This is a genomic window from Cryobacterium sp. MDB1-18-1, from assembly GCF_004402735.1.
GTDB lineage: Bacteria > Actinomycetota > Actinomycetes > Actinomycetales > Microbacteriaceae > Cryobacterium > Cryobacterium glucosi.
The window spans coordinates 31423-58179 of the sequence record NZ_SOFR01000011.1 but is presented as its reverse complement, the minus strand read 5'-3'; the positions used below and the strand labels follow the sequence as shown (position 1 = coordinate 58179).

The 26757-nt window shown below is 69.0% G+C and carries 25 protein-coding genes, 3 tRNA genes and 1 pseudogene; 6 read left to right on the top strand and 23 right to left on the bottom strand.

Translation table 11 applies throughout. From position 1 onward, the window contains the following. The 3 genes and pseudogenes from E3O50_RS02510 to E3O50_RS02500 form a co-directional block, all read right to left on the bottom strand. Window positions 1-223: pseudogene (locus tag E3O50_RS02510) on the bottom strand (hypothetical protein); the annotation flags it as partial. Window positions 224-292: 69 nt separating this feature from the next. Continuing rightward, complete coding sequence (locus tag E3O50_RS02505) at window positions 293-805, bottom strand: amino-acid N-acetyltransferase (protein WP_134446389.1); 513 nt, start codon at window positions 803-805, stop codon at window positions 293-295. A gap of 117 nt (window positions 806-922) precedes the next feature. Then, window positions 923-3448 carry an ATP-dependent Clp protease ATP-binding subunit gene (locus E3O50_RS02500; protein WP_134446303.1) on the bottom strand — a complete coding sequence of 842 codons (2526 nt, stop codon included), beginning with the start codon at window positions 3446-3448 and terminating at the stop codon, window positions 923-925. A gap of 207 nt (window positions 3449-3655) precedes the next feature. Here E3O50_RS02500 and E3O50_RS02495 point away from each other — a divergent pair, with 207 nt between their 5' ends. Beyond that, the gene (locus E3O50_RS02495; protein WP_134446302.1) at window positions 3656-4876 is read left to right on the top strand and encodes an AI-2E family transporter; all 1221 of its coding nucleotides are present in this window, start codon (window positions 3656-3658) and stop codon (window positions 4874-4876) included. A 22-nt stretch (window positions 4877-4898) separates the two neighbouring features. On the opposite strand, the gene E3O50_RS02490 is transcribed toward E3O50_RS02495, so the two are convergent. After that, on the bottom strand, window positions 4899-6224 hold the full coding sequence (locus E3O50_RS02490; protein WP_134560060.1) for an amidohydrolase: 1326 nt from the start codon (window positions 6222-6224) through the stop codon (window positions 4899-4901). Window positions 6225-6349: 125 nt separating this feature from the next. Between E3O50_RS02490 and E3O50_RS02485 the strand changes: the two genes are divergently transcribed. Then, a complete protein-coding gene (locus E3O50_RS02485) occupies window positions 6350-7504 on the top strand; it encodes a pirin family protein (protein WP_347233269.1) in 1155 nt (384 codons plus the stop codon). A gap of 41 nt (window positions 7505-7545) precedes the next feature. On the opposite strand, the gene cls is transcribed toward E3O50_RS02485, so the two are convergent. The 16 genes from cls to tilS form a co-directional block, all read right to left on the bottom strand. After that, window positions 7546-9009: a cardiolipin synthase gene (gene cls / locus E3O50_RS02480; protein ID WP_134446300.1), complete on the bottom strand. Its 1464-nt coding sequence runs from the start codon at window positions 9007-9009 to the stop codon at window positions 7546-7548. Window positions 9010-9015: 6 nt separating this feature from the next. Beyond that, window positions 9016-9189: a hypothetical protein gene (locus tag E3O50_RS19010; RefSeq protein ID WP_166787248.1), complete on the bottom strand. Its 174-nt coding sequence runs from the start codon at window positions 9187-9189 to the stop codon at window positions 9016-9018. Between the two features lie 12 nt (window positions 9190-9201). Then, a complete protein-coding gene (locus E3O50_RS02475; protein WP_134446299.1) occupies window positions 9202-9414 on the bottom strand; it encodes a hypothetical protein in 213 nt (70 codons plus the stop codon). A 5-nt stretch (window positions 9415-9419) separates the two neighbouring features. Next, the gene (gene lysS / locus E3O50_RS02470) at window positions 9420-10985 is read right to left on the bottom strand and encodes a lysine--tRNA ligase (protein ID WP_134446298.1); all 1566 of its coding nucleotides are present in this window, start codon (window positions 10983-10985) and stop codon (window positions 9420-9422) included. Window positions 10986-11092: 107 nt separating this feature from the next. Continuing rightward, entirely contained in the window at window positions 11093-11983 is an 891-nt protein-coding gene (gene panC, locus E3O50_RS02465) for a pantoate--beta-alanine ligase (RefSeq protein WP_241975451.1), read from the bottom strand. Further along, window positions 11980-12783, bottom strand: a complete 804-nt coding sequence (locus E3O50_RS02460; RefSeq protein ID WP_134560058.1) for a DUF2520 domain-containing protein — start codon at window positions 12781-12783, stop codon at window positions 11980-11982. Before E3O50_RS02460 ends, panC begins: the two co-directional genes overlap by 4 nt. Beyond that, the gene (locus E3O50_RS02455; protein ID WP_134446296.1) at window positions 12780-14483 is read right to left on the bottom strand and encodes a PH domain-containing protein; all 1704 of its coding nucleotides are present in this window, start codon (window positions 14481-14483) and stop codon (window positions 12780-12782) included. Before E3O50_RS02455 ends, E3O50_RS02460 begins: the two co-directional genes overlap by 4 nt. Beyond that, window positions 14480-14950, bottom strand: a complete 471-nt coding sequence (locus E3O50_RS02450) for a PH domain-containing protein (RefSeq protein ID WP_174774641.1) — start codon at window positions 14948-14950, stop codon at window positions 14480-14482. Before E3O50_RS02450 ends, E3O50_RS02455 begins: the two co-directional genes overlap by 4 nt. A gap of 115 nt (window positions 14951-15065) precedes the next feature. Next, window positions 15066-15551, bottom strand: a complete 486-nt coding sequence (locus tag E3O50_RS02445; RefSeq protein WP_134446295.1) for a DUF3180 domain-containing protein — start codon at window positions 15549-15551, stop codon at window positions 15066-15068. Then, a complete protein-coding gene (gene folK / locus E3O50_RS02440) occupies window positions 15548-16051 on the bottom strand; it encodes a 2-amino-4-hydroxy-6-hydroxymethyldihydropteridine diphosphokinase (RefSeq protein WP_134446385.1) in 504 nt (167 codons plus the stop codon). The genes E3O50_RS02445 and folK overlap by 4 nt, the downstream gene beginning before the upstream one ends. A gap of 95 nt (window positions 16052-16146) precedes the next feature. Next, window positions 16147-16512 (bottom strand): dihydroneopterin aldolase, encoded by a 366-nt coding sequence (folB, locus tag E3O50_RS02435; RefSeq protein ID WP_134446294.1) that lies wholly within the window; start codon window positions 16510-16512, stop codon window positions 16147-16149. Next, entirely contained in the window at window positions 16509-17315 is an 807-nt protein-coding gene (gene folP, locus E3O50_RS02430) for a dihydropteroate synthase (RefSeq protein ID WP_134446293.1), read from the bottom strand. Before folP ends, folB begins: the two co-directional genes overlap by 4 nt. Next, window positions 17312-17881 (bottom strand): GTP cyclohydrolase I FolE, encoded by a 570-nt coding sequence (folE, locus tag E3O50_RS02425; protein WP_134560056.1) that lies wholly within the window; start codon window positions 17879-17881, stop codon window positions 17312-17314. Before folE ends, folP begins: the two co-directional genes overlap by 4 nt. A gap of 7 nt (window positions 17882-17888) precedes the next feature. Continuing rightward, window positions 17889-19901, bottom strand: a complete 2013-nt coding sequence (gene ftsH, locus E3O50_RS02420; protein WP_134560054.1) for an ATP-dependent zinc metalloprotease FtsH — start codon at window positions 19899-19901, stop codon at window positions 17889-17891. Between the two features lie 87 nt (window positions 19902-19988). After that, complete coding sequence (gene hpt, locus E3O50_RS02415; RefSeq protein WP_134560052.1) at window positions 19989-20540, bottom strand: hypoxanthine phosphoribosyltransferase; 552 nt, start codon at window positions 20538-20540, stop codon at window positions 19989-19991. Beyond that, the gene (gene tilS, locus E3O50_RS02410) at window positions 20521-21759 is read right to left on the bottom strand and encodes a tRNA lysidine(34) synthetase TilS (RefSeq protein ID WP_134560050.1); all 1239 of its coding nucleotides are present in this window, start codon (window positions 21757-21759) and stop codon (window positions 20521-20523) included. The genes hpt and tilS overlap by 20 nt, the downstream gene beginning before the upstream one ends. Window positions 21760-21804: 45 nt before the next feature. Here tilS and E3O50_RS02405 point away from each other — a divergent pair, with 45 nt between their 5' ends. Further along, a complete protein-coding gene (locus E3O50_RS02405; protein ID WP_134446288.1) occupies window positions 21805-22296 on the top strand; it encodes an inorganic diphosphatase in 492 nt (163 codons plus the stop codon). Between the two features lie 217 nt (window positions 22297-22513). Here E3O50_RS02405 and E3O50_RS02400 read toward each other — a convergent pair whose 3' ends face one another. Both E3O50_RS02400 and E3O50_RS02395 read right to left on the bottom strand, forming a co-directional pair. After that, the gene (locus E3O50_RS02400) at window positions 22514-23929 is read right to left on the bottom strand and encodes a C40 family peptidase (protein WP_134561769.1); all 1416 of its coding nucleotides are present in this window, start codon (window positions 23927-23929) and stop codon (window positions 22514-22516) included. Beyond that, the gene (locus E3O50_RS02395; RefSeq protein WP_134564544.1) at window positions 23922-25319 is read right to left on the bottom strand and encodes a M23 family metallopeptidase; all 1398 of its coding nucleotides are present in this window, start codon (window positions 25317-25319) and stop codon (window positions 23922-23924) included. Before E3O50_RS02395 ends, E3O50_RS02400 begins: the two co-directional genes overlap by 8 nt. A 251-nt stretch (window positions 25320-25570) precedes the next feature. Here E3O50_RS02395 and E3O50_RS02390 point away from each other — a divergent pair. The 3 genes from E3O50_RS02390 (at window position 25571) to E3O50_RS02380 (ending at window position 25955) form a co-directional block, all read left to right on the top strand. Next, window positions 25571-25643: transfer RNA gene (locus E3O50_RS02390), tRNA-Glu, on the top strand. 97 nt (window positions 25644-25740) lie between these two features. After that, window positions 25741-25814 (top strand) — tRNA-Asp (locus E3O50_RS02385). Window positions 25815-25882: 68 nt separating this feature from the next. Further along, window positions 25883-25955, top strand: a tRNA-Phe gene (locus tag E3O50_RS02380). A gap of 303 nt (window positions 25956-26258) precedes the next feature. Here the strand turns inward: E3O50_RS02380 and E3O50_RS02375 are convergent. After that, window positions 26259-26438 (bottom strand): hypothetical protein, encoded by a 180-nt coding sequence (locus E3O50_RS02375; protein ID WP_134559234.1) that lies wholly within the window; start codon window positions 26436-26438, stop codon window positions 26259-26261. Window positions 26439-26757 lie beyond the last annotated feature (319 nt).

Below are 26757 nucleotides of genomic sequence, written 5' to 3'. Positions count from 1 at the left end.
CGGCGGGAGCGGCGGCGGGAGCGGCGGCGGGAGCGGCGGCGTCAGCGCCGGCGGTCGGGGTCGGCGTGGGGGTCGGGGCCGGCTGGCCACCGCCGGATCCCGGGCGCACCACGATCAGCACGATGATGACTATCACGAAGAGCAGGCCAAGACCCACGATGAGGCGGCGGCGCCAGTAGACCTTGCTTGACTGGGGGCCGACCGGATGTTTGATCGTCGACATGCCCCAAGGCTAACGAGCTTTGCGCCGCCGCCCCGGGAAGGCGCTGCGTGTCGGCGCGGATTCCCGGCCTCAGCCGAGCCGCTTCACCATTCTGGTGTTGCCGAGCGTGTTGGGCTTCACCCTGGCCAGGTCGAGGAATTCGGCGACGCCCTCATCGTGGGAGCGGACGAGTTCGGCGTAGACAAGCGGGTCGACGGTCTCCGAGCCCATGTCGGTGAATCCGTGCCGGGTGAAGAAGGGCACCTCGAACGTGAGGCAGAACAGTCGGGAGAGGCCGAGCTCGCGGGCATCCGCTTCGAGGCGGGCGAGCAGGGCGTGGCCGACACCGCGGCCGAGCCAGTCGGCAGTCACAGCGAGGGTGCGCACCTCGCCGAGGTCCTCCCACATCACATGCAGGGCACCGACGCCGATGAGTTCGCCTGCGGTGTCTTCGACGACGCGGAACTCCTGGACGGCCTCGTAGAAGACGACGCTTTCCTTGCCGAGCAGGATGCGCTCCTGGACGAGCGGCGCCACCAGGGTCTGGATGCGCGGGACGTCGCTCGTGCGCGCCCGGCGTACCGAATACTCCTGCTCCTGCATGCCAGCCCTCTCGCCCGTGCTCGTGTGCGTCACACCCAGTCTATTGAGCAAGGGCACGCAGGAGGGGCCAGGCGGATGTAGCCGCCTGGCCCCTCCAGGTTGTCGTGCGTCGGGTGCTTAGTCCGTTGCGACCGCGAGGTCGGGCGTGCCCGACCCGGTGCCGAGCGCGGCCGAGGCGTTCACGCCGATGGACACGGGCGTGGCACGCGCCGTCGTGGTGAACACGTACTCGCCGGCGAGGAAGTCGACGTGCACGTGGTCACCCGCGTTGAGCTCGCCCTGCAGGATCTTCTCGGAGAGACGGTCCTCCACCTCGCGCTGGATCGCACGGCGCAGCGGCCGGGCGCCGAGAGCGGGGTCGAAGCCGACCTCGATCAGGTGCTCCTTCGCGGGGATCGTCAGTTCGACGGTCATGTCGCGGTCGAGCAGGCGGTCGCTGAGGCGCTTGATGAACAGGTCCACGATCTGGAGCAGTTCCGGCTTGGTCAGCTGCGGGAAGACGATGACCTCGTCGACGCGGTTGAGGAACTCGGGCTTGAAGTGCTTCTTGAGCTCCTCCTTCACCTTGCCGCTCATCCGCTCGTAGCCGGTCGTCGTGTCGCCCGAGAGCTGGAAGCCGACGGGCGAGCTGCTGATGTCCTTGGTGCCGAGGTTCGTGGTCATGATGATCACGGTGTTCTTGAAGTCGATCACGCGACCCTGGCCATCCGTCAACCGGCCCTCTTCCAGGATCTGGAGGAGGGAGTTGAAGATGTCCGGGTGGGCCTTCTCGATCTCGTCGAACAGCACAACGGAGAACGGCTTGCGGCGCACCTTCTCGGTGAGCTGGCCGCCCTCTTCGAAGCCGACGAACCCGGGAGGCGCACCGAACAGGCGCGACACGGTGTGCTTCTCGCCGTACTCGCTCATGTCGAGCGAGATCATGGCGGCCTCGTCATCGAAGAGGAACTCGGCGAGCGCCTTGGCGAGCTCGGTCTTGCCGACGCCGGTGGGGCCGGCGAAGATGAACGAACCGCTCGGGCGCTTCGGGTCCTTGAGTCCGGCACGGGTGCGTCGAATGGTCTTGGCGAGCGCCGAGATGGCCTCTTCCTGGCCGATGACACGCTGGTGCAGGGCCTTCTCCATGAAGACGAGCCGTGACGACTCCTCCTCGGTGAGCTTGAACACCGGGATGCCGGTCGCCTGGGCGAGCACCTCGGCGATCAGGCCCTCGTCGACGACGGCGGTCGTCTTGACGTCGCCGGACTTCCACTTCTTCTCGAGGCGCAGTCGCTCGCCGAGGAGGTTCTTCTCCTCGTCGCGCAGGCCGGCGGCCTTCTCGAAGTCCTGGTCCTCGATCGCGGTCTCCTTCGCGGCGCGGACGACGGCGATCTTCTCGTCGAATTCGCGCAGCTCGGGCGGGCTCGACAGGATCGAGAGGCGGAGGCGCGCGCCGGCCTCGTCGATCAGGTCGATGGCCTTGTCCGGGAGGAACCGGTCGGACACGTAGCGGTCGGCGAGGTTCGCCGCGGCCACGAGGGCGCCGTCGGTGATGGACACCTTGTGGTGCGCCTCGTACCGGTCGCGCAGTCCCTTGAGGATGTTGATGGTGTGAGGAAGGGACGGCTCCGCGACCTGGATCGGCTGGAAGCGGCGCTCGAGCGCGGCATCCTTCTCGAAGTGCTTGCGGTACTCGTCGATCGTCGTCGCACCGATCGTCTGCAGCTCACCGCGGGCGAGAAGCGGCTTGAGGATCGACGCCGCGTCGATGGCGCCCTCAGCGGCACCGGCACCGACGAGGGTGTGGATCTCGTCGATGAAGATGATGATGTCGCCGCGGGTGCGGATCTCCTTGGTGACCTTCTTCAGGCGCTCCTCGAAGTCACCGCGGTAGCGGCTTCCGGCGATGAGCGAGCCGAGGTCGAGCGAGTAGAGCTGCTTGTCCTTGAGCGTCTCGGGCACATCACCCTTGACGATGGCCTGGGCGAGGCCCTCGACGACAGCGGTCTTGCCGACGCCGGGCTCCCCGATCAGGACCGGGTTGTTCTTCGATCGCCGGGACAGGATCTGCATGACCCGTTCGATCTCTTTCTCACGACCGATCACGGGGTCGAGCTTGTTCTCGCGCGCGGCCTGGGTGAGGTTACGGCCGAACTGGTCGAGAATCTGGCTGCCCGCCGGTCCGCTCGCCGTCTCGTTGGCACCGACCTGGACCTGCTCCTTGCCCTGGTAGCCGGACAGGAGCTGGATGACCTGCTGGCGCACCCGGTTGAGGTCAGCGCCGAGCTTGACGAGCACCTGGGCGGCGACGCCTTCACCCTCGCGGATGAGGCCGAGCAGGATGTGCTCGGTGCCGATGTAGTTGTGGCCGAGCTGCAGGGCCTCACGGAGGCTCAGCTCGAGCACCTTCTTGGCGCGCGGCGTGAACGGGATGTGCCCGGTCGGCTGCTGCTGGCCCTGGCCGATGATGTCCTGGACCTGCTCGCGCACGGCGTCGAGCGAAATGCCCAGGCTCTCGAGGGCCTTGGCGGCGACGCCTTCACCCTCGTGGATCAGCCCGAGCAGGATGTGCTCGGTGCCGATGTAGTTGTGGTTGAGCATCTTGGCCTCTTCCTGGGCCAAAACGACGACACGACGAGCTCGGTCGGTAAATCTCTCAAACATGTGATCACTCCCTTGGCACCAGGGGCAGGTGTGGCGCCGATACATCGAGAGTAACGAGGGAAGCAACCAAAGCGCGCCTCTGTTCGCCGCAGGCGTGACGGATGTCTGCGGCCGGCAATCCTTGCGGCGTCGCTTGAGTGGGTAATACCCTCATCATCGGGTCCGTGCGGCAGCCGCACCGGGTCGACGGCGGCGAGAGGCAGCAGCATGGACGGCGTGGACAATCCGCAGGTCACGGCCCGGGCGAAAAACGGTCTCACGAAGAACCGGCCGCATGAGGCGGATGCCCGGAGCCGGGCGTCCCGGCCGCGCGTGACGCCGGGGGTGCGCTGGGGCCGCGTGGCGGCATCCGCTCGGCAGGACGAGCCGCTCGCGGTCGCCACGACGCTGCGATCGCCCTTCATCGCCGGATTCGTCGGGGCGCTCGGGGTGCTCTCTGCCGTGGTGCTCGGGGTCGCGCTTGCGTCGCTCTCGACGATCCTGATCTCGATCGGCGCCGCCCTGTTCATCGCCCTCGGCCTCGATCCCGTGGTGCGGCTGCTCGTCGGCAGGGGCCTGCGCCGCCCGCTCGCCATCGGGCTCGTGTTCGTGACCCTCACCGTCATCGCCGTGCTGCTCGTACTGCTCGTCGTTCCCGTGGTCGTGCGGCAGGTCGTGACCTTCGCCCAACTGGCGCCCGGCTACCTGGTCGGCCTGGAGCACCAGGACTGGTTCATCCTGTTGTCGGACCAGCTCGGGATCATCGACCTGCCCGCTCTCTTCGAGGGACTCATCGCCCTCGCGACCGACCCGGCGAGCTGGTTGTTCGTGGGCTCCGGCCTGGTCAAGGTCGGCGTCGGCCTCATCAACGGGATCACCGGCGGGATGATCGTGCTCATCCTGAGCCTGTACTTCCTCGCGTCGCTCGACCCGATGAAGAAGGCGTTGTACGCGCTCGTGCCACGCCCGCGCCGGCCGGGCTTCATCGACATCTCCGAGCAGATCACCGGCTCGATCGGCGGCTATGTGAACGGGATGCTGCTGCTCTCGTGCCTGAACTCGGGCCTCGGCCTCGTGGCGATGCTGATCATCGGCGTGCCGTTCGCGGGGGTGCTCGCGGTCGTGGTCTTCGCGCTCGCGCTCGTGCCGCTGATCGGCTCGGTGTTCGCCGCGGCGATCGTGGTCGCGGTCGCCCTGCTCGCCTCCCCCGCGACGGCACTCTGGATCGGCCTCTACTACCTCGTGTACCTGCAGATCGAGGCCTACGTGCTCACCCCGCGGGTGATGAACAAGGCGATCGCCGTGCCCGGCTCACTCGTGGTGATCGGGGCGATCGCCGGCGGGGCACTGCTCGGGATGCTCGGGGCGCTCATCGCGATCCCGGTCACGGCCTCGATCCTGCTGATCATCAAGACCGTCGTCGTGCCCCGGCAGGACCGCGCCCGCTGACCCTCCCGACCGACCCTGACGGTCAGCGGGCGAGGGCATGGCGGGCCGCGGCCACCATGGCCTCGACGCCGGTCTGGATCGTGGGGTCCTGTACCGGAGCGTAGAACGGCGAGTGGTTGAAGTGCACGTCCTGCATGCGGCCGGCGGCGATCGCGGCACGGAACGCGGCGGGGTCGCCGCCACCGGTGAACCAGAAGAAGGACGGGCAGCCTGCGCGGGTGCCCCAGAGGCCGAAGTCCTCGCTCGGCGCCGCCTGCGGGCCGACGCCCACCCGGCCGGCGCCGAAGCGTTCGGTGAACAGTGCAGCGAACTCGGCCGTCACGGCCGGCTCGTTGACCAGGGCCGGCACCGAGAAGGTGACCTCGATCTCCGGCGGGCGCGGCGAACCGGCCGCCTCGCACTCGCCGGTGACGATCCGGGTGATGGCGGCGAGCATCCGCTCACGCACGAGCGGTTCGTAGGTGCGCATGCTGATGCCGAGCTCGGCAGAGTCGGGGATGATGTTCTGCTTGGTGCCGGCGTGCAGGGTGCCGATCGTGAGCACGCCGAAGTCGGCGGCGGCGATCTCGCGCGACACGATCGTCTGCAGGCGCAAGACGACGGATGCCGCGAGCACGACGGGATCGACGGACTGCTCGGGGGTGGATCCGTGTGACCCCGTGCCGTGCAGCACGATGCGGATCGAATCGGCCGCGGTCATGACGCTCCCGGCACGGTAGAGCAGCTCGCCGGCCGGCCACGGGGTGACGTGCTGGCCGAGGGTGATGTCGGGCGTTCCGAAGCGGTCGAAGAAGCCGTCGTCGATCATCGCGGCGGCGCCGGCGCCGAGCTCCTCGGCGGGCTGGAACACGAGCTGAAGGGTGCCGGACCAGTCGGCGCGCTGCCCGGCGAGGATGGCGGCGGCGCCGATCAGCCAGGTGGCGTGCATGTCGTGGCCGCAGGCGTGCATGACCGGCGACTCCACGCCGTCGACGCCGACCTGGGTGATCGTGCTCGCATAGCGCAGCCCGGTGGCCTCAGCGACGGGCAGGGCGTCGATGTCGGCGCGCAGCAGCACGGTCGGCCCGGCGCCGTTGCGCAGGATACCGACAACGCCGGTACGGCCGACGCCTTCGGTCACCGCGTAGCCGAGGGAGCGTAACCGCCCGGCGAGCAGGGCAGCGGTGCGGTGCTCGGCGAAGGAGAGCTCGGGGTTCCGGTGCAGGTCCTCGTAGAGCGCGCCGAGCCCGGGGAGCAGGTCCTCGACGGCGGCAGGCGTCTCCCCCGTGCCGGGCGCTGCCGGAGGGGCCGTCGCGGGAGCGGGGGCGGGCGAAGCGTGGGCGGGCGCGGCTGGGGTCTGATCAGACATTGCGGCTCCTGGAGAGAGGCGTTTACGGACGCGACGATGACTCGACAGGTCCATCGTGACCGTTCGGGGGGGTGTGGCGCCAGTGCTTCGTGCGCCGGCGCCGCAGTTGCGCCTAGGCTGCGAGCGTGAGCAACCTCGAACGTGACCCCTCCGAGCTCGTGATCGCCGGCGCCGAGGGACCCGTGGCGACCACGGCTCCCTCCGGTTCGGTGGATGCGAGCACTGGCCCCGCTGGTGCGCGAACCGCCCCCGGCCACACGGCGGATGCCGGCGGCCCGGTGCTCCTGCTGCTCCCGCGGGACGTGCCGCTCGGCGGCCCCCGCGCCATGAACGTGCGCCGCACCCTGCCCCAACGCGGTCGGTCCACGATCGGGGCCTGGTGTTTCATCGACCACTACGGGCCAGACGAGATCGCACCCCCGATCGCCCTCGAAACTGCACAGGCGACCACAACCGGCACCGGCGCTCGCGAGGAGGCATCGGGAGACGGCGCGGACGGCGCCCGTCGCGGCATGGTCGTGCCGCCGCATCCGCACACCGGTCTGCAGACCGTCAGCTGGCTCTTCGAAGGGGAGATCGAGCACCGCGACAGCGCCGGCAGCCACGCGCCGGTGCTCCCCGGCGAGCTCAACCTGATGACCGCAGGGCGCGGCATCAGCCACTCCGAGGTGTCGACGCCGGAGACCCGCGTACTGCACGGCGTTCAGCTCTGGCTCGCACTGCCCGAGGAGCACCGGCACCAGGCGCCGCACTTCGAACACCACGAGGTTCCGCAGACGCCCCTCGGCGGCGGGGCGACCGCGCGGGTGTTCATCGGCACGCTCGGCCCCGTCGTCTCGGCGGCCCGGGTCTACAGCCCGGTGCTCGGCGCCCAGGTCGACCTCCCCTCCGGCGCGACGCTCGACCTGAACCTCGACCCCGCGTTCGAACACGGGGTGCTCGTCGATCGCGGCCCGGTGCTCCTCGAGGGCGTCACGCTCGCGCGCAGCGAGCTGGGCCACCTCGGGGCAGGGCGCGGCGGCATCCGCCTGGAGAATCACGCCAGGCACCCGGCCAGGGTGCTGTTGCTCGGCGGCGAACCGTTCCAGGAGCAGCTCGTGATGTGGTGGAACTTCATCGGCCGCAGCCACGAGGAGATCGCCGGGTGGCGGGCCGAGTGGCAGTCCGAGGTCATCGAGGGGGCGGATGCCGTCGGTCGTTTCGGCACGGTCGCCGGCTACCCGGGGCCCGCACTCCCCGCCCCCGAGCTCCCGACGGTGCGCCTCAAGCCCCGCGCCTGAGCCGCGCCCAGCAACTCAGCTCGCGAAAGCGGGGGCGGGGGCTACTGGACGGCGGAGGTGAGGCGGGCGAGGTTGTCGAGGATGGTGGAGCGCAGCGGCTGCTTCATCCAGTCATCGAGGGTGAGCAACTTGCTGTCGGCCCGGTAGCCGTCCTCGACCGCGCGCAGGTCGCGCACGAAGCTGCGGCCGCGCACCATCAGGGACACCTCGAAGTTGAGGCTGAACGAGCGCATGTCCATATTGCTCGACCCGATCACCGCGACCTCGTCGTCGATCGTGAAGTGCTTGGCGTGCAGCACGTACGGGGCCTTATACATGTAGATGATCACACCGGCCCGGAGCAGTTCCTCGTAGTACGACCGCTGGGCGTGGTAGACGAGGGCCTGGTCGCCGATCTCGGAGACGAAGAGCTCGACGTGCAGCCCGCGCTGGGTCGCGGTCGTGATCGCGTACATGATCGACTCGTCGGGCACGAAGTACGGGCTCGTGATCACGATGCGTTCCTGCGCGTAGTAGAGCAGCGCGAGGAAGAGCCGCAGGTTGTTCTCGCCCTCGAACCCCGGCCCGCTCGGCACGACCTGGCAGTCCAGGGTGTGCGGCGCCGTCGTGGGCTGCACCGCCTGGATGTCGCGGGTGAGGAGCTCGTTCGTCTCGCCGTACCAGTCGGTGATGAAGATCGCGTTGAGCCCGGCGACGATCGGGCCCTCGAGCCGGGTCATCAGGTCTTTCCACTTGAGCCCGCGCCGGATGTTCGACTTCATGTTGTAGGTGCGGTCGATGATGTTCTGCGAGCCCATGTAGCCGACGACGCCGTCGACGGTCACGAGCTTGCGATGGTTGCGGAGGTCCGGCCGTTGCCACTTGCCCTTGAACGGCTGCAACGGGAGCATGAGCTCCCACTTGACCCCGGATTCGGTGAGCCGGCGGAGGGTCTTGCGGTAGCCGGGCTTACGCATCGACTGGATGTGGTCCATCAGCACCCGCACGGTCACGCCGCGCTGCACCGCGCGCTCCATCGCGTCGAAGAACGGTGCGGTGGTCTTGTCGAGGGAGAGGATGTAGAACTCGACGTGCACCCATCTCTCGGCCTTGTCGATGTCGACGATCATCTCGGCGAAGGTCGCCTCGTAGTCGCCGAGCAGGCGCGCGGTGTTGCCGCCGACGAGCGGCATCGCCCCGAGGTTGCGGTTGAGCTCGACCACGGATTCGAGCCAGCCGGGCCACGGGTGGTCGCGACGCACCTGCTCGATCCCGTCGGTGCTCTCGAGGATGAACTGGTTGATCTCCTCCTGCATCTCCAGCCGCTTCTTCGGCAGGGTGCGGTAGCCGATCATCAGGAAGAGGAGGGCACCGATGTAGGGAATGAAGAAGATCGCGAGCAACCAGGCCATACCCGACGTCGGGCGACGGTTGCGGGGTACGACGATGATGGCGACGACGCGGATGGTGAAATCGACGACCAAGGCCACAATGAGGATGAAGGTCGAGATGTCGATGCCGAACATGCGAGGTTAGGTGACGGGCTTTTCGAGCCCGAGCTTCGCGCGCTCTTCGGCCTCGATCTCCGAATACACCTTCCGCTCGGTGCGGTCGGCCCTGAGGATCGAGCGCATGATGACCCAGAAGATCAATCCGAGCGCGACCGTCGGCAGGATCGAGAAGAACGCACCCCAGAAAAAGTCCATAGTTCCCTCAGACTACTTGACGAGGATGCCGTAGAGGCCGGTGCCGACAAAGTAGATCCCGATCGCGGCGACGATCACCCACAGCACGATGCGGTTGGTCGTGATCGGCTGGCGCTCCTTGGGCGCTTTGGGCTCGGAGGCCGAGTCCGTCGGAGCCTTGTCGATGGCATCCGCTGCCTGGGAAGGCTCGTCCGGGGTGGTGTCGTCCTGCGGCTGGGTGTTCATGGCCTTCACTTTACCAACGGGAAGAGGATGGTCTCGCGGATGCCGAGGCCGGAGAGGGCCATCAGCAGCCGGTCGATGCCCATGCCCATGCCACCGGTCGGCGGCATGCCGTACTCGAGGGCGCGCAGGAACTCTTCGTCGAGGCGCATCGCCTCCGGGTCGCCGCCGGCCGCGAGGCGGGCCTGCTCGACGAAACGCTCCCGCTGGATGACCGGGTCGACGAGCTCGGAGTACCCGGTCGCGAGTTCGAAGCCGCGCACGTAGAGGTCCCACTTCTCGACGACGCCGGCCACCGAACGGTGCCCGCGCACGAGCGGGCTCGTGTCGACGGGGAAGTCCATCACGAAGGTGGGCCGGGTGAGGCCGCCCTTGACGAAGTGCTCCCAGAGTTCCTCGACGTACTTGCCGTGGATGGGGTGCTCGACCGCGACGTCCTCCCTGGCCGCGAGCTCCTGCAGCTCGGCGAGGGGGGTCTCCGGGGAGATCGTGCGGCCGACCGCGGCGGACAGGCTGTCGTACATGCCGATCCGGTCCCAGTCGCCGCCGAGGTCGAACTCGGTGCCGTCCGCCCAGGTCACGACGTGCGAGCCCGAGACCGCCGTCGCCGCGTTCTGGATCAGCGTCTGGGTGAGGTCGGCGATCGAGTTGTAGTCTCCGTATGCCTCGTAGGCCTCGAGCATCGCGAATTCGGGAGAGTGCGTCGAGTCTGCACCCTCGTTGCGGAAGTTGCGGTTGATCTCGTAGACCCGGTCGATGCCGCCGACGACCGCGCGCTTGAGGAACAGCTCCGGCGCGATGCGCAGGAAGAGTTCGGTGTCGAAGGCGTTGCTGTGGGTCGAGAACGGGCGAGCGGATGCTCCGCCGTGCATCACCTGGAGCATCGGCGTCTCGATCTCCAGGAAGTTCCGGTCCGTGAAGGTCTTCCGCAGGCTCGCGACGGTCTGCGAGCGCTGGATGACGCTGCGGCGGGCCTGCTCGCGACTGATCAGGTCGAGGTAGCGGCTCCGCACCCGGGTCTCCTCGCTCAGCTCGGAGTGCAGGTTCGGCAGCGGCAGCAAGGCCTTCGCGGCGACCTGCCATTCGGTGACCATGATGGAGAGCTCGCCACGGCGGGAGGAGATGACCTCTCCGGCGACGAAGAGGTGGTCGCCGAGGTCGACGAGGTCCTTCCAGGCGGCGAGGGAGTCGACGCCGACGGCGGCGAGGGAGACCATGGCCTGGATCCGGCTGCCGTCGCCGGCCTGGAGACTCGCGAAGCACAGCTTGCCGGTGTTGCGGAGGAACACCACGCGGCCGGCGACGCCGACGGTGACGCCCGTGACGGCATCCGCTTCGAGGTCGCCGAAGCGGGCACGAACGGCGGGGATCGTGTCGGTGACGGGAACGCCGACCGGGTATGCCCCACCGCCGGGCGTGGTTGCCGCCTGGATGAGGCGGTCGCGCTTGGCGAGGCGCACGAGCTTCTGCTCGCTGTTCTCCTGCTCGACCCTGACCTGCTCGGCCTGCTCGGCCTGCACCGCCTGCTCGGCGGTCGGCTCGGTCGGCTCGGTCGTTTCGGTGTGCTGGCTCATGCGGATCTCCGTTGGCGATTCAGGTTCGTGCAGGTGCGAGGTCGTGCTCGTGCGGTCGTGCGCGTCGTGCGGTCATGCGGGTCGTGCGGATGCTTCGGGCGAGCGCTTCAGGCGGGTGCGCTTCCGAGGTCGATGGCCTCGTTGTCGATCAGCCGGATGCTGCCGACATGCGCGGCGACGAGCATCCGTGCCGGGCCGGTGAAGCCCGCCGCGACCGGCTGGAAGTCCTGCGGGCTCACGACCACGAGATAGTCCAGCTTAACCAGTGGCTGGGCGGCGAGGATCGTGTGCGCGGCGACCTGGGCCGCCTGCAGCCCGTCGGGGGCGGCTGCGACCGCGGCCGTGAGCGCCGCGGAGAGGGCCAGGGCCGCCTCTTTGTCCGCGGGTTCGAGCCGGCGGTTGCGGCTGGAGAGGGCCAGCCCGCTTGCCTCGCGCACGATCGGGACGACATCGATCTCGGTGCGCACGTTGAGGTCGGCGAACGCCTGCTGCACGAGGAAGACCTGCTGGGCGTCCTTCTGTCCGAAGACGACGACGTCGGGGCCGACGATGTTGATCAGCTTGGTCACGACCGTGAGCATGCCGTCGAAGTGGCCAGGGCGCACGGCGCCCTCGAGGAGGGCGGCGACCGGGCCGGCGGTGACGCGGGTGTCCGCGGCGCCGTCCGGGTACATCGTGGACACCTCGGGCGCGAACACGAACGCGACACCCTCAGCGGCGAGCGCCGCGACGTCGGCGTCGAGGGTGCGCGGGTAGGACGCGAGGTCCTCGGTGGGCCCGAACTGGAGCGGGTTGACGAAGATCGAGACCACGACGATGCCGCCGCGGGCGTGGGCGCGACGCACGAGCGACAGGTGCCCCGCGTGCAGGGCTCCCATGGTGGGGACGAGGACGACCCGCGCTGCCGGGCCGGGCTCTGCACGCCTCTTCGCGGCGGCGATGCGCTCGCGCAGCCCGTCGATGGTGCCGATGACTTCTGGTTTGATGAGCACGTTCACTCGTCCTCCGTTGTGGTGCGGTCGGTGCGGTCGTTCTGGCCGGTGGGGTCTTCGGGGTCGACGGCATCGTCGAGGTCGTCGAGGTCGTCGTCGAGTGCCGACAGGTCGAGGCGGTCCGGCGCGGTGCGGGAGAGGGCGTTCTCCATCGCGGAGCGCATCAGCGGGCCGATCACGCCGCCCGGCCGGTCGATGCCGATCGAGGTCAGCAGGGCTGCGGCCTGGTCGACGATGGACGTCGAGAACGCGGTGGCGATCTCGACGGCCTCGGCGTAGCGGGCCCGATCCCCCTCGGCGACGACGACGGGCTCCCCGCCCATCTCGACGACGAGCGCCTGCCCGATCGGGAGCACGGGGGTCGGCGCGGTGACGGCGAAATAGCTGTCGGCGAGGCGGGCGAGGTCGATGCTCGTGCCGGTGAAGCTCATCGCGGGGTGGATGGCGAGCGGGATCGCGCCCTGGGCGAGCGCCGGCGCGAGCACCCCGATGCCGAACCTCGCCGAGGTGTGCAGCACGAGCTGCCCGGCCTGCCACGTGTTCGTCGCGGCGAGCCCGGCGACGAGGCTCGCGAGCTGGGCGTCCGGCACGGCGAGGATCACGAGTTCGCTGCGTTCGACGATCTCGGGCACGGTCAGGATCGGCACGAACGGCAGGATCGCCTCCGCCCGGTCGCGGCTGGACTGCGAGATCGCCGAGATGCCGACGATCGCGTGGCCGGCTCCGGCGAGGGCGGCTCCGAGGATCGGGCCGACCCTGCCGGCACCGACGATGCCGATGCCGAGACGCCCGGGGCGGGCGCTCACAGCGCCGCCTCCGCTGCCGGTGCGAGGGTCTGCGCCGGCCGGTCTGGCATCGCCCGGTTCAGCGGATGCCCGGGGTCGGCCCAGTGATGACTGGTGTCGGCGCGAGCGGACGAGATCGCTCCCGCGGAGAGGCGCTCGAACAGGCGCTCCCCCTCTCGGACGTCGATGACCGGGAGGGTGGCGACGACCGGGCCGGCGACGGTGTGCACCCGGAGCTTCGCGAGGCGCAGCATCCGCTGGATCGGGCCCTGTTCGATCGCGATGCTCTGCAGCCGGGCGAGCGGCACGAGCGTGAGTTCCCGGCTGACGAAACCCCGGCGCAGGAGCACCGTGTCGGCTGCGACGGTGAAGCCCGTGCGCCGCCAGGAGAACGGACGGAGCCACGCGGCCCGGCGCGGCGCGTTGGTGTAGCCGTCGTCACCGCCGGGTGAGCGCACGCCGTGGTCGACGAGCAGCTTCTCCCGGCCGTTCTCGGAGCCGGAGTCGCTGTCGAAACCGGGCAGGATCAGTTCGAGCACCCTGGCGACGTCGGCGAGTGTGCCGACCGGGAGGGTGGTGGTGTGCGCCTCGCCGGCGGCGCCCTTGTTCGTGGAGTGGCCAGCGGTGTTGATGCGCACCTGCCACCAGCCGAACGGGCGCCAGATCAACGGCTGCGAGACCCGCACGGCATGGATGCGGCCGGGCGGGAGCGTCTCGTTGCTCACCGAGAGCAGGCCGAAGCCCACGCGCACCCCGTCCGGCGTGCCCGCGATGCTGTAGCGCAGGGACTTCGTGAAGCGGTTGACGTAGAAGCTGAGGCTCCCGATCAGTCCGGGGAAGATCGCGATGAGCAGCCAGCCGCTGCCGCCGGCGGAGACGCTCCAGATCAGCACCGCGATCGCGATCAGCACGAACACGGTGAAGCCGCTGAAGATCACGGAGCCGATCAGGCGACCCGGGGGGATCCGCACAACGGATTCGGGCGGCGCGGCGTCCGGGTCGAGCTCGGGGGCGAAGAACTCGTGGGCCCGGTCGGTCGCGAAGCCGCCGATCCCGCCGGCGATGCCGCCGGCCGCGGTGCCGATGGCACTGCCGAGGGACGGGCCGAGGGCACTGCCCGCCGCCCGGGTGCCCGCGTGCTCGACCCAGTCCTCGCCCTCCGCCGCGGCGTCGGGCGCGGCATCGGAGGGAAGTGCCGCGGCCGCGCGGGCTCCGGAGGCGAGGTGCAGGATGTCGCGGCGGAGGGCATCCGCTGCCGCGGAGCCGAGGTAGGCGAGGTGCACGTTGGCGTCCTGGCCGGCGACGCTGACTTCGAGTTTCGCTGCACCGAAGAGCCGCGGGATGAACGGGCGCACGATGTTGACGCCCTGGATGCGGTCGAGGCGGGCGCGGCGGTTGCTGCGGAAGACGAGCCCGCTGCGCACCTCGACGACCTCGCCGCTGACGCGGAAGGTGTGCATCCGCCACGACAGGTAGAAGGCGACCAGGATCACGACGAGGATAACGACGACCCCGAGCAGCGCCCAGCCGACCGCGCCACGGCGGAAGAGCTCGTCGATCGGGTCGTCGCCGTAGGTCGGCACGTGGAAGAAGAAGTCGATCAGGCGCTCACGGAGGTTGCTGATGATGAAACCGAGGATAGCCACGATGAAGAGTCCGCCGCGCAGCAGCGGGCTCGCCGGGTGCAGCCGGTGCCACTCCCCGTCGGCGAGGGTGGTCACAGTCCCGCCCGGCGACTCTCGGCGAGTTCGATGAGCCGGTCACGGAGCGCCTCGGCGTCATCGAAGGCGAGGCCGGGAACGAGCACGCCGGAGGATGCGGCGGCGGTGACGAACTTGAGGTCGGCGAGGCCGAGCCAGCGGGCGACCGGGCCGCGGGTGACGTCGATGAGCTGCATCCGGCCGTACGGCACCGAGACGAAACGCTGGAACATGATGCCGCGGCGAAAGAGGAGGTCGTCCTGCCGGAGCTGGTAGCCGATCGAGCGCACCCGGCGGGGCTCGAACAATACGACGACCAGGGTCACGACGACGATCAGGGCGAGCACGATCGGCGCCCAGGAGACCTCGGCGAGGAGCCAGAGGGCGGTCGCGCCGGCGCAGAGGACGAGTCCGAAGATCACCGTCCCGACGATTTCGACGACGACGTAACGCGGAGAGACCCGTTTCCACTCGCCGGCGACGGGCAGTTCGAGGCGACCGGCCGGGTCGAGGGTCTGGGCGAGTTCGGGTGCCGGTTCGGAAACCGACACGGCAACGGGTGCGGGGGCAGGGGGTACCGGGGCGGCGAATCCCTCAGTGGTGTCAGGCACGCACTTCTCCTCGTTTGCTGTTCTCGTCGTCGTCCGGAGGGAGAGTACAGAAATGCTCGGCAACCAAACCACTCACCAGGAGGACCGCTGCGCCGAACGCCATCCCAATGGTGAGCCATACCGATGCTACCGCCGGAGTCACCGAACGGGTCAGCAGATAGAGGCCGAGGCCGCCGGCGGCTCCGAGCAGCAAGGCCCCGCTGTACGCGGATGCCTTTGCGAGCGCGGCGACGCGAACCGCCATGAACGGGTTGACCGGCTTGCGCGGCTTGCCGTCCAGGGCGCCTCTCGTGGACTTCCGGATCGGCCAGGCCAGGCCGAAGACCACGATCGCGCAGAGCACGAGGGCGAGGGCGAGGCTCGCCGGCGGCAGCAGGATCGAACGGCCGGCGGCCGCGAGCGCAAGCTCGAGCAGCAGCCCGCCGACGAGGGCGCCGAGCACCCAGGCGACGATCACGGAAGCACGCGTGCGCTTCATCGGCTCGCCTCCTGGGCCGGATAGCGGCGCACGGTCGAACCGATCGCGGCGAGGAGACCGGACACGGGTCCGCGGCCCGGCAGCACCGCGTCCGGGTCGAGGTCGAGCCAGGGGGCGAGGACGAAGTCGCGGTCTGCCGCACGCGGGTGCGGGAGGGTGAGCCGTGCATCCGCCTGTTCGAGCGCCCCGAAGACGACGACGTCGATATCGAGGGTGCGGTCGCCCCAGCGCTCGGAGCGCACCCGGCCGTGCTCGTTTTCGATGGTGTTGACCGCGTCGAGCAGGGTGAGGGCGTCTCCGGTGAAGCGGATGCCGACGGCCAGGTTCAAGTACCGGGGAGCGTCCTCGTCGACCCCGTCCGGTTTCACGGCAGCGGACTCGTAGAGCGGAGATACCCCGGTGACGGAGAGCCCGGGCACCTTCCCGAGGTCTCGGACGGCGGCTTCGAGGGTCGCCTCCCGGTCACCCAGGTTGCTCCCGAGCGACAACACCGCGTCCACAGCCTCGTGAGGTGTCGCAAATCGACCTTCGCGAGCCTCGTGAACGTCGATTTGCGACACCTCAGGGGCGGGGTTCGGCGTCACGGGGGCGGGGTTCACGGCCGGGACCTCGTGATCTGCACGGAGACGTCGGTGAAGGGGACACTGATCGGGGCCTGCGGCTTGTGCACGGTGACCTGCACGGTCTCGGCGGCGGGGTGGGCGAGCACGACGCCCGCGATCCGCTCCGCGACCGTCTCGATCAGGTCGACCGGGTTGACCGCCGCCGCCTCCGTCACCTCGATCGCGAGTTCGCCGTAGTGGATGGTGCGGCTGACGTCGTCGCTCGACGCCGCGGCGTGCAGGTCGAGCCAGACGGTGACGTCGATCACGAAATCCTGGCCGTTCTCACGCTCGAAGTCGTAGACGCCGTGGTGAGCGGTGACCCGCAGCCCGGTGAGAGTGATGCAATCGCGGATCATGGCTCTATTCTGGCCGACTCCACGAGCGCAAGCACCTTCAGGGCCGCGCGGGTTGCCGCCACGTCATGCACGCGCACGGCCCAGGCGCCGGCCTGGGCGGCGAGCACGCTGACCACGGCGCTCGGCAGGTCACGGGCGGCGATCGGGGCGTCGTCCGGGAGCGCGGTCGCGAGGAAGCGTTTGCGGGAGGCGCCGATCATGACGGGAAGGCCGAGCATGTCGAAGGCCGCGAGGTTGGCGAGCAGGGCCCAGTTGTGGGCGGGGAGCTTGGAGAACCCCAGGCCGGGGTCGAGCACGATCCGCTCCCGTGGCACCCCTGCGGCGACGAGAGCCTCGACGCGCCAGGCGAGTTCGGCGCGGACGTCGGCGACGACGTCGCCGTAGACCGCGAGGTCGTCCATGGTACGTGCGTGGCCGCGCCAGTGCATCGCGATGAAAGTGAGTCCGCTCTCGGCGGCGACGCTGGCCATCAACGGGTCGGCGAGGCCACCGGAGACGTCGTTGATGATGCTCGCCCCCGCGGCCGCGGCCGCGCGGGCGGTCGAGGCGTTGAGGGTGTCGACGCTCAGCACGAGGCCCTGCCGGGCGAGCTCGGTGATCACGGGGATAACCCGGGCCTGTTCGACGGCGGGGGCCACGCGGCCGGCGCCCGGCCTCGTCGATTCGCCGCCGACGTCGATGACGTCCGCGCCTTCGGACCGGAGCAGGAGACCGTGCCGGATCGCGGCATCCGTCGACGCCCACTTGCCGCCGTCGCTGAAGGAATCGGGCGTGACATTGAGCACGCCCATGATGCGGGTCATGAGCCTGCGCCGATCAGGGCCATCACTTCGGCGCGGCGGGCCGGTTCGGCGAGTTCGCCGCGTACGGCGAGTGTGACGGTCGAGCTGTTGACCTGGCGGGCGCCGCGCATCGTGACGCACCCGTGCACGGCGTCGAGCACAACGAGGATGCCGCGGGGCTCCAGACCGGTCTGGAGCGCCTCCGCGATCTCCTCGGTCAGGCGTTCCTGTACCTGGGGGCGGGCGGCGAGGCAATCGACGAGGGCGGGCAGCCGGCCGAGGCCGACGACCTTCTCGCCGGGCAGGTAGGCGATGTGGGCGCGGCCGAGGAACGGGAGCAGGTGATGCTCGCAGACCGACCGGAAGTCGAGGTCGCGCACGAGCACGAGCTCGCTCGTCGTCGGGCCGACCGGGATGGTGTCGCGCAGCAGGTCGAGCGGGTCCGTTCCGAGCCCGGCGAAGAACTCCCCGTAGGACTCGGCGACGCGGCGCGGCGTGTCGGCGAGTCCCGGCCGGTTCGGATCGTCGCCGATCGCCGCGAGGAGCTCCGAGACGAGACCCTCGATTCGGGCCCTGTCGACTGCCACCCGGGGCCTAGGCGGTGGCGGGCCGCGGGGTGCGGGCGGGCGCGCGCTTGGGCTTGGTCTCTGCGGCGTCTCCACTGGACACTCCGCCGTCGACGATGCCCTCTTCGATGGGCGCCTTGGGCAGCGGCATCTCGATGGGCGGCACGTCGGAAACCGGGCGCTTGTCGCTCGAGAGCCACTGCGGGCGCGGCGGGAGCTTTTCGATGCCGGCGAAGATCGGCGCGAGTTCGGTCTGGCCGAGGGTCTCGTGCTCCAGCAGTTCCGCGGCGAGCGTGTCGAGAATGGCGCGGTTCTTGCCGAGCACCTCGTATGCCTCGTCGTGGGCGGCCTCGAGCAGCAGGCGAACTTCGGTGTCGACGCTCTCGGCGAGGCGCTCGGAGTAGTCGCGCTGGTGGCCCATGTCACGACCCAGGAACATCTCACCGGATGCCTGGCCCAGCTTGAGCGGGCCGACGGCGGCGCTCATGCCGAACTCGGTGACCATCTTGCGGGCGGTCGCCGTGGCCTTCTCGATGTCGTTGCTCGCGCCGGTGGTCGGGTCGTGGAAGATCATCTCTTCCGCGACACGGCCGCCCATCGCGTAGGCGAGCTGGTCGAGGAGTTCGTTGCGGGAGACGGAGTAGCGGTCTTCGAGCGGCATGACCATCGTGTAGCCGAGGGCACGGCCGCGGGGAAGGATGGTGATTTTCGTGACAGGGTCCGTGTTGTTCATTGCGCTCGCGACGAGGGCGTGGCCGCCCTCGTGATAGGCGGTGATCAGCTTTTCCTTGTCGCGCATGATGCGGGTGCGGCGCTGCGGGCCGGCCATCACCCGGTCGACGGCCTCATCGAGGGCGCGGTTGTCGATCAGCTGCGCGTTCGAGCGTGCGGTCAGCAGGGCGGCCTCGTTGAGGACGTTGGCGAGGTCAGCGCCGGTGAAGCCGGGGGTCTTGCGGGCGAGGACCTCGAGGTCGACTCCCTGCGCCATCGGCTTGCCCTTGGCGTGCACCTCGAGGATCTTCTTGCGGCCGAGCATGTCGGGGGCGTCGACGCCGATCTGGCGGTCGAAGCGGCCGGGGCGGAGCAGCGCGGGGTCGAGGATGTCTGGGCGGTTGGTCGCGGCGATCAGGATGACGTTCGCCTTGACGTCGAAGCCGTCCATCTCGACGAGCAACTGGTTGAGGGTCTGCTCGCGTTCGTCGTGCCCGCCGCCCATGCCGGCGCCGCGGTGGCGGCCGACGGCGTCGATCTCGTCGATGAAGATGATCGCGGGGGCGTTCTCCTTGGCCTGCTGGAACAGGTCGCGGACGCGGCTGGCGCCGACGCCGACGAACATCTCGACGAAGTCGGAGCCGGAGATCGAGTAGAACGGCACCCCGGCCTCGCCTGCGACGGCGCGGGCGAGCAGGGTCTTACCGGTTCCGGGAGGGCCGTAGAGCAGCACACCCTTGGGGATGCGCGCTCCGACGGCCTGGAACTTCGCGGGCCCCTTGAGGAAGTCCTTGATTTCTTCGAGCTCTTCGATGGCCTCGTCTGCGCCGGCGACGTCCGCGAAGGTGACCTGCGGGCTCTCCTTCGAGACGAGCTTGGCCTTCGACTTGCCGAACTGCATGACCTTGTTGCCGCCGCCCTGCATGCCCGAAAGCATCAGCCAGGCGAACCCGCCGATCAGGATCACGGGGAGCAGGTAGCCGAGCAGGGTCACGAACCAGTTGGTCTGCGGCACCTCATCGGTGAAGCCGCCGGACAGGTCGGCGCTCGTGACGGCGTTGACGACCTCGGTGCCACGCGGAGCGACGTAGTAGAACTGCACCTTGGTGCCGAGCTTGTCGTCGGCCTGGGACAGTGTGAGGTCGACGCGCTGCTCGCCGTCGACGATCTTGGCCTCCGAGACCTTTCCGTCCTTGAGGAACTGGAGTCCCTGTGCGGTCGGAATCTCTCGGAACCCGGACATGGTGATCAGACTCGACCCTATCCAGACGGCGATAATCGCCAGAATGATGTAGAGGAGTGGCCCGCGGAGTAGCTTCTTGACGTTCATCGTGTTGTCAGGCTACCGTGCCCGCACTGAGCGGTCACCGTGTGTTCGCCCTGAGCGCGATGCGAGGCCGAGGCAGGCATCCGCTTCTCAGGAGTAGATGTGCGGGGCGAGCACGGCAACGGAACGCAGGTTGCGGTACTTCTCGGCATAATCGAGGCCGTAACCGACGACGAACTGGTTCGGGATGTCGAAGCCGAGGTACTTGACGTCGATGTTGACCCGGGCGGCGTCCGGCTTGCGGAGCAGCGCGCAGATCTCGACGGATTCCGGCTGGCGGGACTTGAGGTTCGCGATCAGCCAGGAAAGGGTCAGGCCGGAGTCGATGATGTCCTCGACGATGAGCACGTTGCGGCCGTGCAGGTCGGTGTCGAGGTCCTTGAGGATCCGGACGACGCCGCTCGACTGGGTTCCGGAGCCGTATGAGCTCACCGCCATCCAGTCCATCGCGATCGGATGCTTGAGTTCGCGGGCCAGGTCGGCCATCACCATCACTGCGCCTTTGAGGACACCGACGAGCAGGAGATCCTTGCCCGCGTAGTCGGCTTCGATCCGGCGGCAGAGTTCGGCGAGGCGGCCGTGGATCTGCTCTTCTTCGATCAGGATTTCGGTGAGGTCGCCATCAATGTCGCGGGGTTCCATGGGGGAGGGAGGGTCCTTTGCTTTGTGCGTATTCAGTTGGCCGTGCGTGCCGTGCGAGGCCGGGCCCGGTGAAGACGAGCCAGCCATCGTGCCGTACAACTCTAACGCCTGGCAGGTCGAGCGGGCCCTGGCCGTGCCAATCGGTCACGAGCCGGCCGACGGCCAGGGTCGCCCCGCGGGGCAGGGCCATCACGACGGTGCCAGCGCCGGCACCGGCGGCGCGTAGGACTGTGCGTGCCGCCGCGAGCCGGATCAGCCGGTTCCGGAGCGCGGCGGGCTGTTCGGCGAGCACCTCGACGGGCACACGGATACCGCCTGCGACGATCTCGAAGGATCCGCCGGCGAGCTCCGCCGCGCGTTCGTCGAGGGCTGCGGCGTCTTCCCGCAACAGGTCCGCGGTGCGGGCGAGTGCCTCGGCGACACCGGGTCCGAGCTCGCGCTCGAGCGCCGGCAGGACCGTGTCGCGCACCCTGACGCGGGCGAACCGGTGTTCCGCGTTGTGCGGGTCCGTCCAGGGGGTGAGGCCGGCATCCGTGCAGGCGGCGACGGTCTGGGCGCGGCGGATCCCGAGCAGGGGGCGGAGGTACGCGCCGCTGACCCGCAGCATGCCGTGCAGGCTGACCGGGCCGGAGCCGCGGGCGAGGCCGAGCAGCACGGTTTCGGCCTGGTCGTCGAGCGTGTGACCGAGCAGCACGTGGCTCGCGCCGGTGTCGGCGAGTGCACGGACGAACGCGGCATAGCGGCCGGTGCGGGCCGCGGCCTCCGGGCCGCTGTAGGTCTCGGCGGGGTCGGTGTCTGCGGCACTCCCCCGGTGGTTCTCGCCGTGGTCGACGGTGATGCGCACGACGAGCACGGGGTCGAGGCCGAGGGCCGCTGCCTGCCGGGCGGCCTCGGCGGCGACGTCCGCGGACCCGGGCTGCAGGGCGTGGTCGACGATCACGGCCCCGGCGCGGAGTCCCGCCCGCGCTGCCTCGAAGGCAGTCCCGGCCGCGAGCGCGAGCGAATCCGGGCCGCCGCTGAGGCCGACGAGGACGAGGCCGCGCGTTTCGGCGTCTGGTGCGGATGCACCGGGGACGGAGGCGCCCGGGGCGGAGGGTTCGGACCCGGAAGCCTGCGGCGTCACTGAGGAGCCGAGCCCGGCGTCCGCCAGCACGGCGCGGATCGCCCGGCGGATGTCGGCGATCTCCGGTGTCAGTCTCGGGCGGCGCGTTGACTCCATCCAGTAACGTTATCCGGAGACTGTGAACAAGGGAGAGACCAGGCCATGGCCGCATATGACGCAGTAATCGAAATTCCCCGGGGAAGCCGCAACAAGTACGAGGTCGACCACGAGACCGGACGGGTCTACCTCGACCGTGTGCTCTACACGAGCTTCGTGTACCCGACGGACTACGGGTTCTTCGAGAACACCCTCGGCCTCGACGGCGATCCCGTCGACGTTCTCGTGCTGCTCGACTTCCCGCTGTTCCCCGGCGTCGGCGTCTCGGTGCGTCCGGTCGGTGTCTTCAACATGACGGATGACGGCGGCTCTGACGCCAAGGTCATCGCCGTTCCCGCGGGCGACCCCCGCTGGGACCACATCCAGGACGTCCTCGACATCCCGGAGTACACCCGCAAGGAGATCGAGCACTTCTTCGAGCACTACAAGGACCTCGAACCGAACAAGTGGGTCAAGACGGAGGGCTGGGGCGACGCCGCCGAAGCCAACCAGATCGTCGAAGACGGCATCAAGAAGCTCGCCGCCGAGGGCCACTGACCTCTAGCGCGCTTCGTGCGTCGCGCTCGCGCGCTGCCGCACCACGAAGGCCTCCCGGATCGCTCCGGGGGGCCTTTCTGCGTCGCGGACCCCCCGGCATCCGCTCTCGCGCGCCACGTGCGCCACTGCGCGCCAGGCATGCCGGCAGCGTAGCGGCGGAAATGGCGCGCGGGAGGGTGCGAGCGCTGCGGGACGGGACGGGCGAGGGGCGGTCGGGTCAGCCGGTGGGGCGGCCCACGTAGGACGCGACGTCGCCGGGCGACCAGATTGAGTGGATGCGCACGGGCTTGCCGACGTCGGGGGCCTCGAGAACCTGGCCACCGCCGACGTAGATGGCCACGTGGTAGTAGTCGCCGCCGCTGCCCCAGAAGACGAGGTCCCCGACCTGCACGTTACTGAAGGAGACGAGCCGGCCCTGGCTGGCCATGGTGTTGTACTGGTTCGTGGCGGAATGGGTGCCGATGTAGACCCCGGCCGCGGCATAGGCGGCCTTGGTCAGACCGGAGCAGTCCCACGCGTCGGGGCCCGAGCCGCCGAGGAGGTAGCGGTCGCCGAGCTGAGCGCGGGCGAAGGCGATTGCGGTCTGCACGGCGCTCGCGTTCGGAGCGGGCGCGGTCGCCGCGCCGCCGCCCGAGGACGAGCCGGATCCCGAGCTGCCGGAGCCGGAGCTGCTGCCGGATCCCGAACTGCCGGACCCGGAGCTGCCGGATCCCGAATTGCTCCCGCCCCCCGCGGCCGGAGCCTGGGCTTGAGCCGCAGCAGCAGCAGACGCGGCTGCAGCCCGCGCGGCCGACGCCGCCTGGTCTGCGGCAGCCCTGGCCGCTGCCGCGGACTGCGCCGCAGCGAGCGCGGCCGCCGCAGCCGCGGCATCCACACCGGCCTGGTAGGAACGCTCGGTGTCTGCCGTGGTGTCCTTGAGGAGGGCGAGCTGCCCGTAGAGATCGTTCGACTTCTGCTGCTCGGCCTCGAGGGCGGCTTCCGCGGCCTGGGCCGCGCCACTTGCCGCATCGAACTTCGTCATGGACTCGCCCGTGAGCCGGGTGCGCTCGACGGTCGCCGCGGCGGCCTGCCCGCCGAGGGACTCTGCCGAGTTCTTGTCCTGGACGGCCTCCCGGTAGATGGTCTCGGACTGCTCGCTGAGCTTGCTCGCGGTTCCGAGCTGCTCGAGGAGGTCGTCGGCGCTGCTGCCGTTCAGGAACAGGTTGAGCGAGAGGTCCTGCGCGCCGGTCTTGGCCAGGTGCGCGGCGATCAGGCCGGCCCGCATCTTCGAGGTGTCCGCCTTCTTCGACGCGGTCGCGGCCTGTTCGGTCAAGCTCGTCTCACGCAGGGTGGCGGCGTCGAGCTCGTCCTGGGAGACCCGGTACGCCTCGGCGGCGACTTGTGAGGCCTTGGACGCGGCATCCGCCGCCGTTTGCAGGCCCGTCAGCAGCGCCGTGATCTTCTCGATCTCGGCCTGCTTCGTCGCCTCATTGGCTTTCGCGTTCTGTACGTCGTCCCAGCTAGGGTAACCCTGGTCGCCGTAGGCGGCGGGAGCGATGATGCCGACGGATGCCGAGACCGCGCCGATCGCGACGGCCGCGGCGAAGAGGCGCACGGGCTTCCGTTTCGTGAAGGACGTGCCGTCGTTAGCCAAGTGGTGCTCCCTTGCTTGCCATGAAGGGCACGGCGTTGGACTTGACGCCGTTGATCCGCACTTCGAAGTGGAGATGGCAGCCATCTGCGGCCCCGGTCATCCCGACGCTGCCGATGTTCTGTCCAGCGCTGACGCTCTGGCCGTTCGACACGAAGATGCCGCCGGGACGAATGTGCGCGTACCCGGTCGAAATTCCGCCGCCGTTGTTGATCTGGATGTAGTTGCCGTACGTACCATTGGGGCCGGCGTATTCAACGACACCGTCGTGGGCTGCGTAAATCGGAGCGCCACAGCTGGCGCCGAGGTCGGTACCGTAGTGGAATGTTCCGCTGCAGCCGGTCGAGCCGCAGATGGATGCGCGCGGGCCGAATCCATCGGTGATGCGCCCGCTGGCCGGAACGGCCCAGCCCTGGGAGCTGATGTACCCGCCGCCGAGGCCGGCTCCGGCGCTGCCGGTTGCCCCGCCGCTCGAGTTGCCGCGGTTGGCTGCGGCGGCCGCGGCAGCAGCCGCCGCCGCCCGGGCGGCTTCGATCGCCGCGAGACGGGCGCGCTCGGCGACGCCGGCCTCATAGCCCGCGGTGGTGGACGCCTGCGCGTCCTGCATGAAGGCGAGCTGGGCGGCGAGTTCGACACTCTTGGACTCTGACTCGGCGAGAGCGCTCGCGGCGGCCTCTGCGGCCGCCTGCGCGGCGACCATCGCGGCCTGCGCAGCGACATTCAGGGTCTCGCGTTCGGTCTGGGCAATCTTGGCCTGGTCTCCGAGCGCCTGGGCGGAGTTCGTGGCGGCCTGGGCCTCCTCGTGGACGCCGGTGCTGCGCTCGACCATCTTGCTCATGCTGCCGAGCTTGGCGAGCAGGGCGTCGGCGCCCTGGCCGCTCGCATCACCGTCGAGGAAGAGGTTGACGGTGAGGTCGGTGCCTCCCGTGCGGTAGAGCTGGGCCGCGAGCTGACCGGCCTGCTTCGTCGCGGCGTCCGCTGTCGCCTTGCTCGTATCGGCCTGCGCCTGGAGGTCGGATGCGCGCCGGGTGGCGTCGTCGTAGTTCTGCTGGGCGACCTGGAGTTCGGCGCCGCGCTTCTCGGACTCGGCCTGGGTCTGGGCGACCTGGGTCTGAAGATTCGAGATCAGATTCTGGATTTCGGTGACCTTGGCGGACGCGGCGGCCGTGTTCGACTTCGCGTTCTGCACGTCCTGCCAGCTCGGGTAGTCGACCGCCTGGGCGCCGCCGGCGGGAATCACGAGCGTCACGATGAGGGCGAGGGCCGTTGCGAGGGCCGTTGCGGCGGTGCCTCTGAACAGGCCCCGATGACTGTGAACGCGGCGTCCGCCGGCCGGCCGGAGTGGACCCGACTGTTCGCTGGCCCCGCGGTCACTCGTCACTGCCTTGCGCATAGAACTCCCTGATTGGGCACCGCGTGAACACACTGGTCACGATGCCACTCTTTTCACAGTAACAAGTTCGCGCCAGTATCGCCCGCTATCGCACCCGAATCTAACCCCCAACCGGGCGGATCGGCCGCCATTCGCGGGCGCGCCGGGGCGCGGGCGACACGCCGCGGGCATCGGTCCACGTGCCGATTTGGGGTTTTCACCCAAGAGACCGTATGCTTACTCGTCGGTAGCCATGATGTTTATGGCGTCTCGGCCCCATCGTTTAGAGGCCTAGGACGGCGCCCTTTCACGGCGTTAACACGGGTTCGAATCCCGTTGGGGCTACGCAACCTGCCTAACTGAATGTGCAACAATAAGCAGGTAGTAAATCAGTACAAGTAACACCGAATAAATGAAAACGTACGTTTGGTTCTCATTGTGAGGCCCTGTAGCGCAGTTGGTTAGCGCGCCGCCCTGTCACGGCGGAGGTCGCCGGTTCAAGTCCGGTCAGGGTCGCAAAGGTAAAACGCCCTTTCGCGAGAGAGGGTTTTTTCCTTGGAAAGCGACTTCTCGAGTTACTTTCTGGCCCTGTAGCTCAGTTGGTAGAGCGTTCGACTGAAAATCGAGAGGTCACGGGATCGACGCCCGTCGGGGCCACCCGCTGAAATCCCCGGTTATCCGGGGTTTTTCTCGTTAACGGATGTCTTTTCTCCGGACTCGAATTCGGCCTTTGGCCAGATTCTGCCCACACTTCAAATAGTCGCGTGGTCATCGAAGGCCGGTGAAACGGTCCCCAATTGGCTTCGCGGGCCGACGCGACCGAGGCATGGATGAGGGCGATCGAGCTCACTTCAGTGCCGCCCCACTGCGCAGCCTGGACACTACGACCCACGATCTCCATGGCCCCAACGACCAGAGCCGTGGCTGCCGTTGCGACCCCGGCTTGCGTGACCGTATCCTCTACCCTTCCCCGCACCCGGACTTGGCTGGACAGCCTATGATCCGCCGCAGATCTTCGGCAATCCTCGCGATTTCCGCATCAGGCACGGCGCGCAACCAGTTGCCTCGACGGCGCATCGGTATCACCGGGAGCGACACGGACCCTTCGATGGTGGCGACCTCGATGGTGATCGAAGTCATCGTCCGCATTCCAACAAGTGCCGATCCAAGGACGACACTCCTCACCCGATCCGAGGGGAAGACTGCGGCAGGAGCCCCAGAAACCCGGCCCGCCAGGACGTGCACGTCTTGCCCATCCGCGACCAGCGTCGCGTATGTAGTCGGCTTCACTCGAGAGCGTGCCAGCTCTAAAGCAGTCGTAAGCACATTAAGGCGTTCGGCGAGAAGCGGTGCAACGACCATCGGAACGACGACGGCGGAAGGGAAGGTCTGTTCTGCTCGCGCCAAACGGCGTGCGTTCTGGAAGCCGAAGACGGCGAACACTCCGAAAACAAACAGA

Excerpts from the sequence above, each read along its gene's own strand:
- E3O50_RS02495 (WP_134446302.1), top strand. The coding sequence starts at position 3,656 with ATGGACGGCGTGGACAATCCGCAGGTCACGGCCCGGGCGAAAAACGGT.
- E3O50_RS02500 (WP_134446303.1), bottom strand. The coding sequence starts at position 3,448 with ATGTTTGAGAGATTTACCGACCGAGCTCGTCGTGTCGTCGTTTTGGCC.
- E3O50_RS02505 (WP_134446389.1), bottom strand. The coding sequence starts at position 805 with ATGCAGGAGCAGGAGTATTCGGTACGCCGGGCGCGCACGAGCGACGTC.
- E3O50_RS02375 (WP_134559234.1), bottom strand. The coding sequence starts at position 26,438 with ATGACTTCGATCACCATCGAGGTCGCCACCATCGAAGGGTCCGTGTCG.
- lysS (WP_134446298.1), bottom strand. The coding sequence starts at position 10,985 with ATGAGCCAGCACACCGAAACGACCGAGCCGACCGAGCCGACCGCCGAG.
- E3O50_RS02405 (WP_134446288.1), top strand. The coding sequence starts at position 21,805 with ATGGCCGCATATGACGCAGTAATCGAAATTCCCCGGGGAAGCCGCAAC.
- E3O50_RS02490 (WP_134560060.1), bottom strand. The coding sequence starts at position 6,224 with ATGTCTGATCAGACCCCAGCCGCGCCCGCCCACGCTTCGCCCGCCCCC.
- E3O50_RS19010 (WP_166787248.1), bottom strand. The coding sequence starts at position 9,189 with ATGGACTTTTTCTGGGGTGCGTTCTTCTCGATCCTGCCGACGGTCGCG.
- ftsH (WP_134560054.1), bottom strand. The coding sequence starts at position 19,901 with ATGAACGTCAAGAAGCTACTCCGCGGGCCACTCCTCTACATCATTCTG.
- hpt (WP_134560052.1), bottom strand. The coding sequence starts at position 20,540 with ATGGAACCCCGCGACATTGATGGCGACCTCACCGAAATCCTGATCGAA.
- cls (WP_134446300.1), bottom strand. The coding sequence starts at position 9,009 with ATGTTCGGCATCGACATCTCGACCTTCATCCTCATTGTGGCCTTGGTC.
- E3O50_RS02445 (WP_134446295.1), bottom strand. The coding sequence starts at position 15,551 with ATGAAGCGCACGCGTGCTTCCGTGATCGTCGCCTGGGTGCTCGGCGCC.
- E3O50_RS02475 (WP_134446299.1), bottom strand. The coding sequence starts at position 9,414 with ATGAACACCCAGCCGCAGGACGACACCACCCCGGACGAGCCTTCCCAG.
- tilS (WP_134560050.1), bottom strand. The coding sequence starts at position 21,759 with ATGGAGTCAACGCGCCGCCCGAGACTGACACCGGAGATCGCCGACATC.
- E3O50_RS02395 (WP_134564544.1), bottom strand. The coding sequence starts at position 25,319 with ATGCGCAAGGCAGTGACGAGTGACCGCGGGGCCAGCGAACAGTCGGGT.
- folB (WP_134446294.1), bottom strand. The coding sequence starts at position 16,512 with ATGATCCGCGATTGCATCACTCTCACCGGGCTGCGGGTCACCGCTCAC.
- folP (WP_134446293.1), bottom strand. The coding sequence starts at position 17,315 with ATGACCCGCATCATGGGCGTGCTCAATGTCACGCCCGATTCCTTCAGC.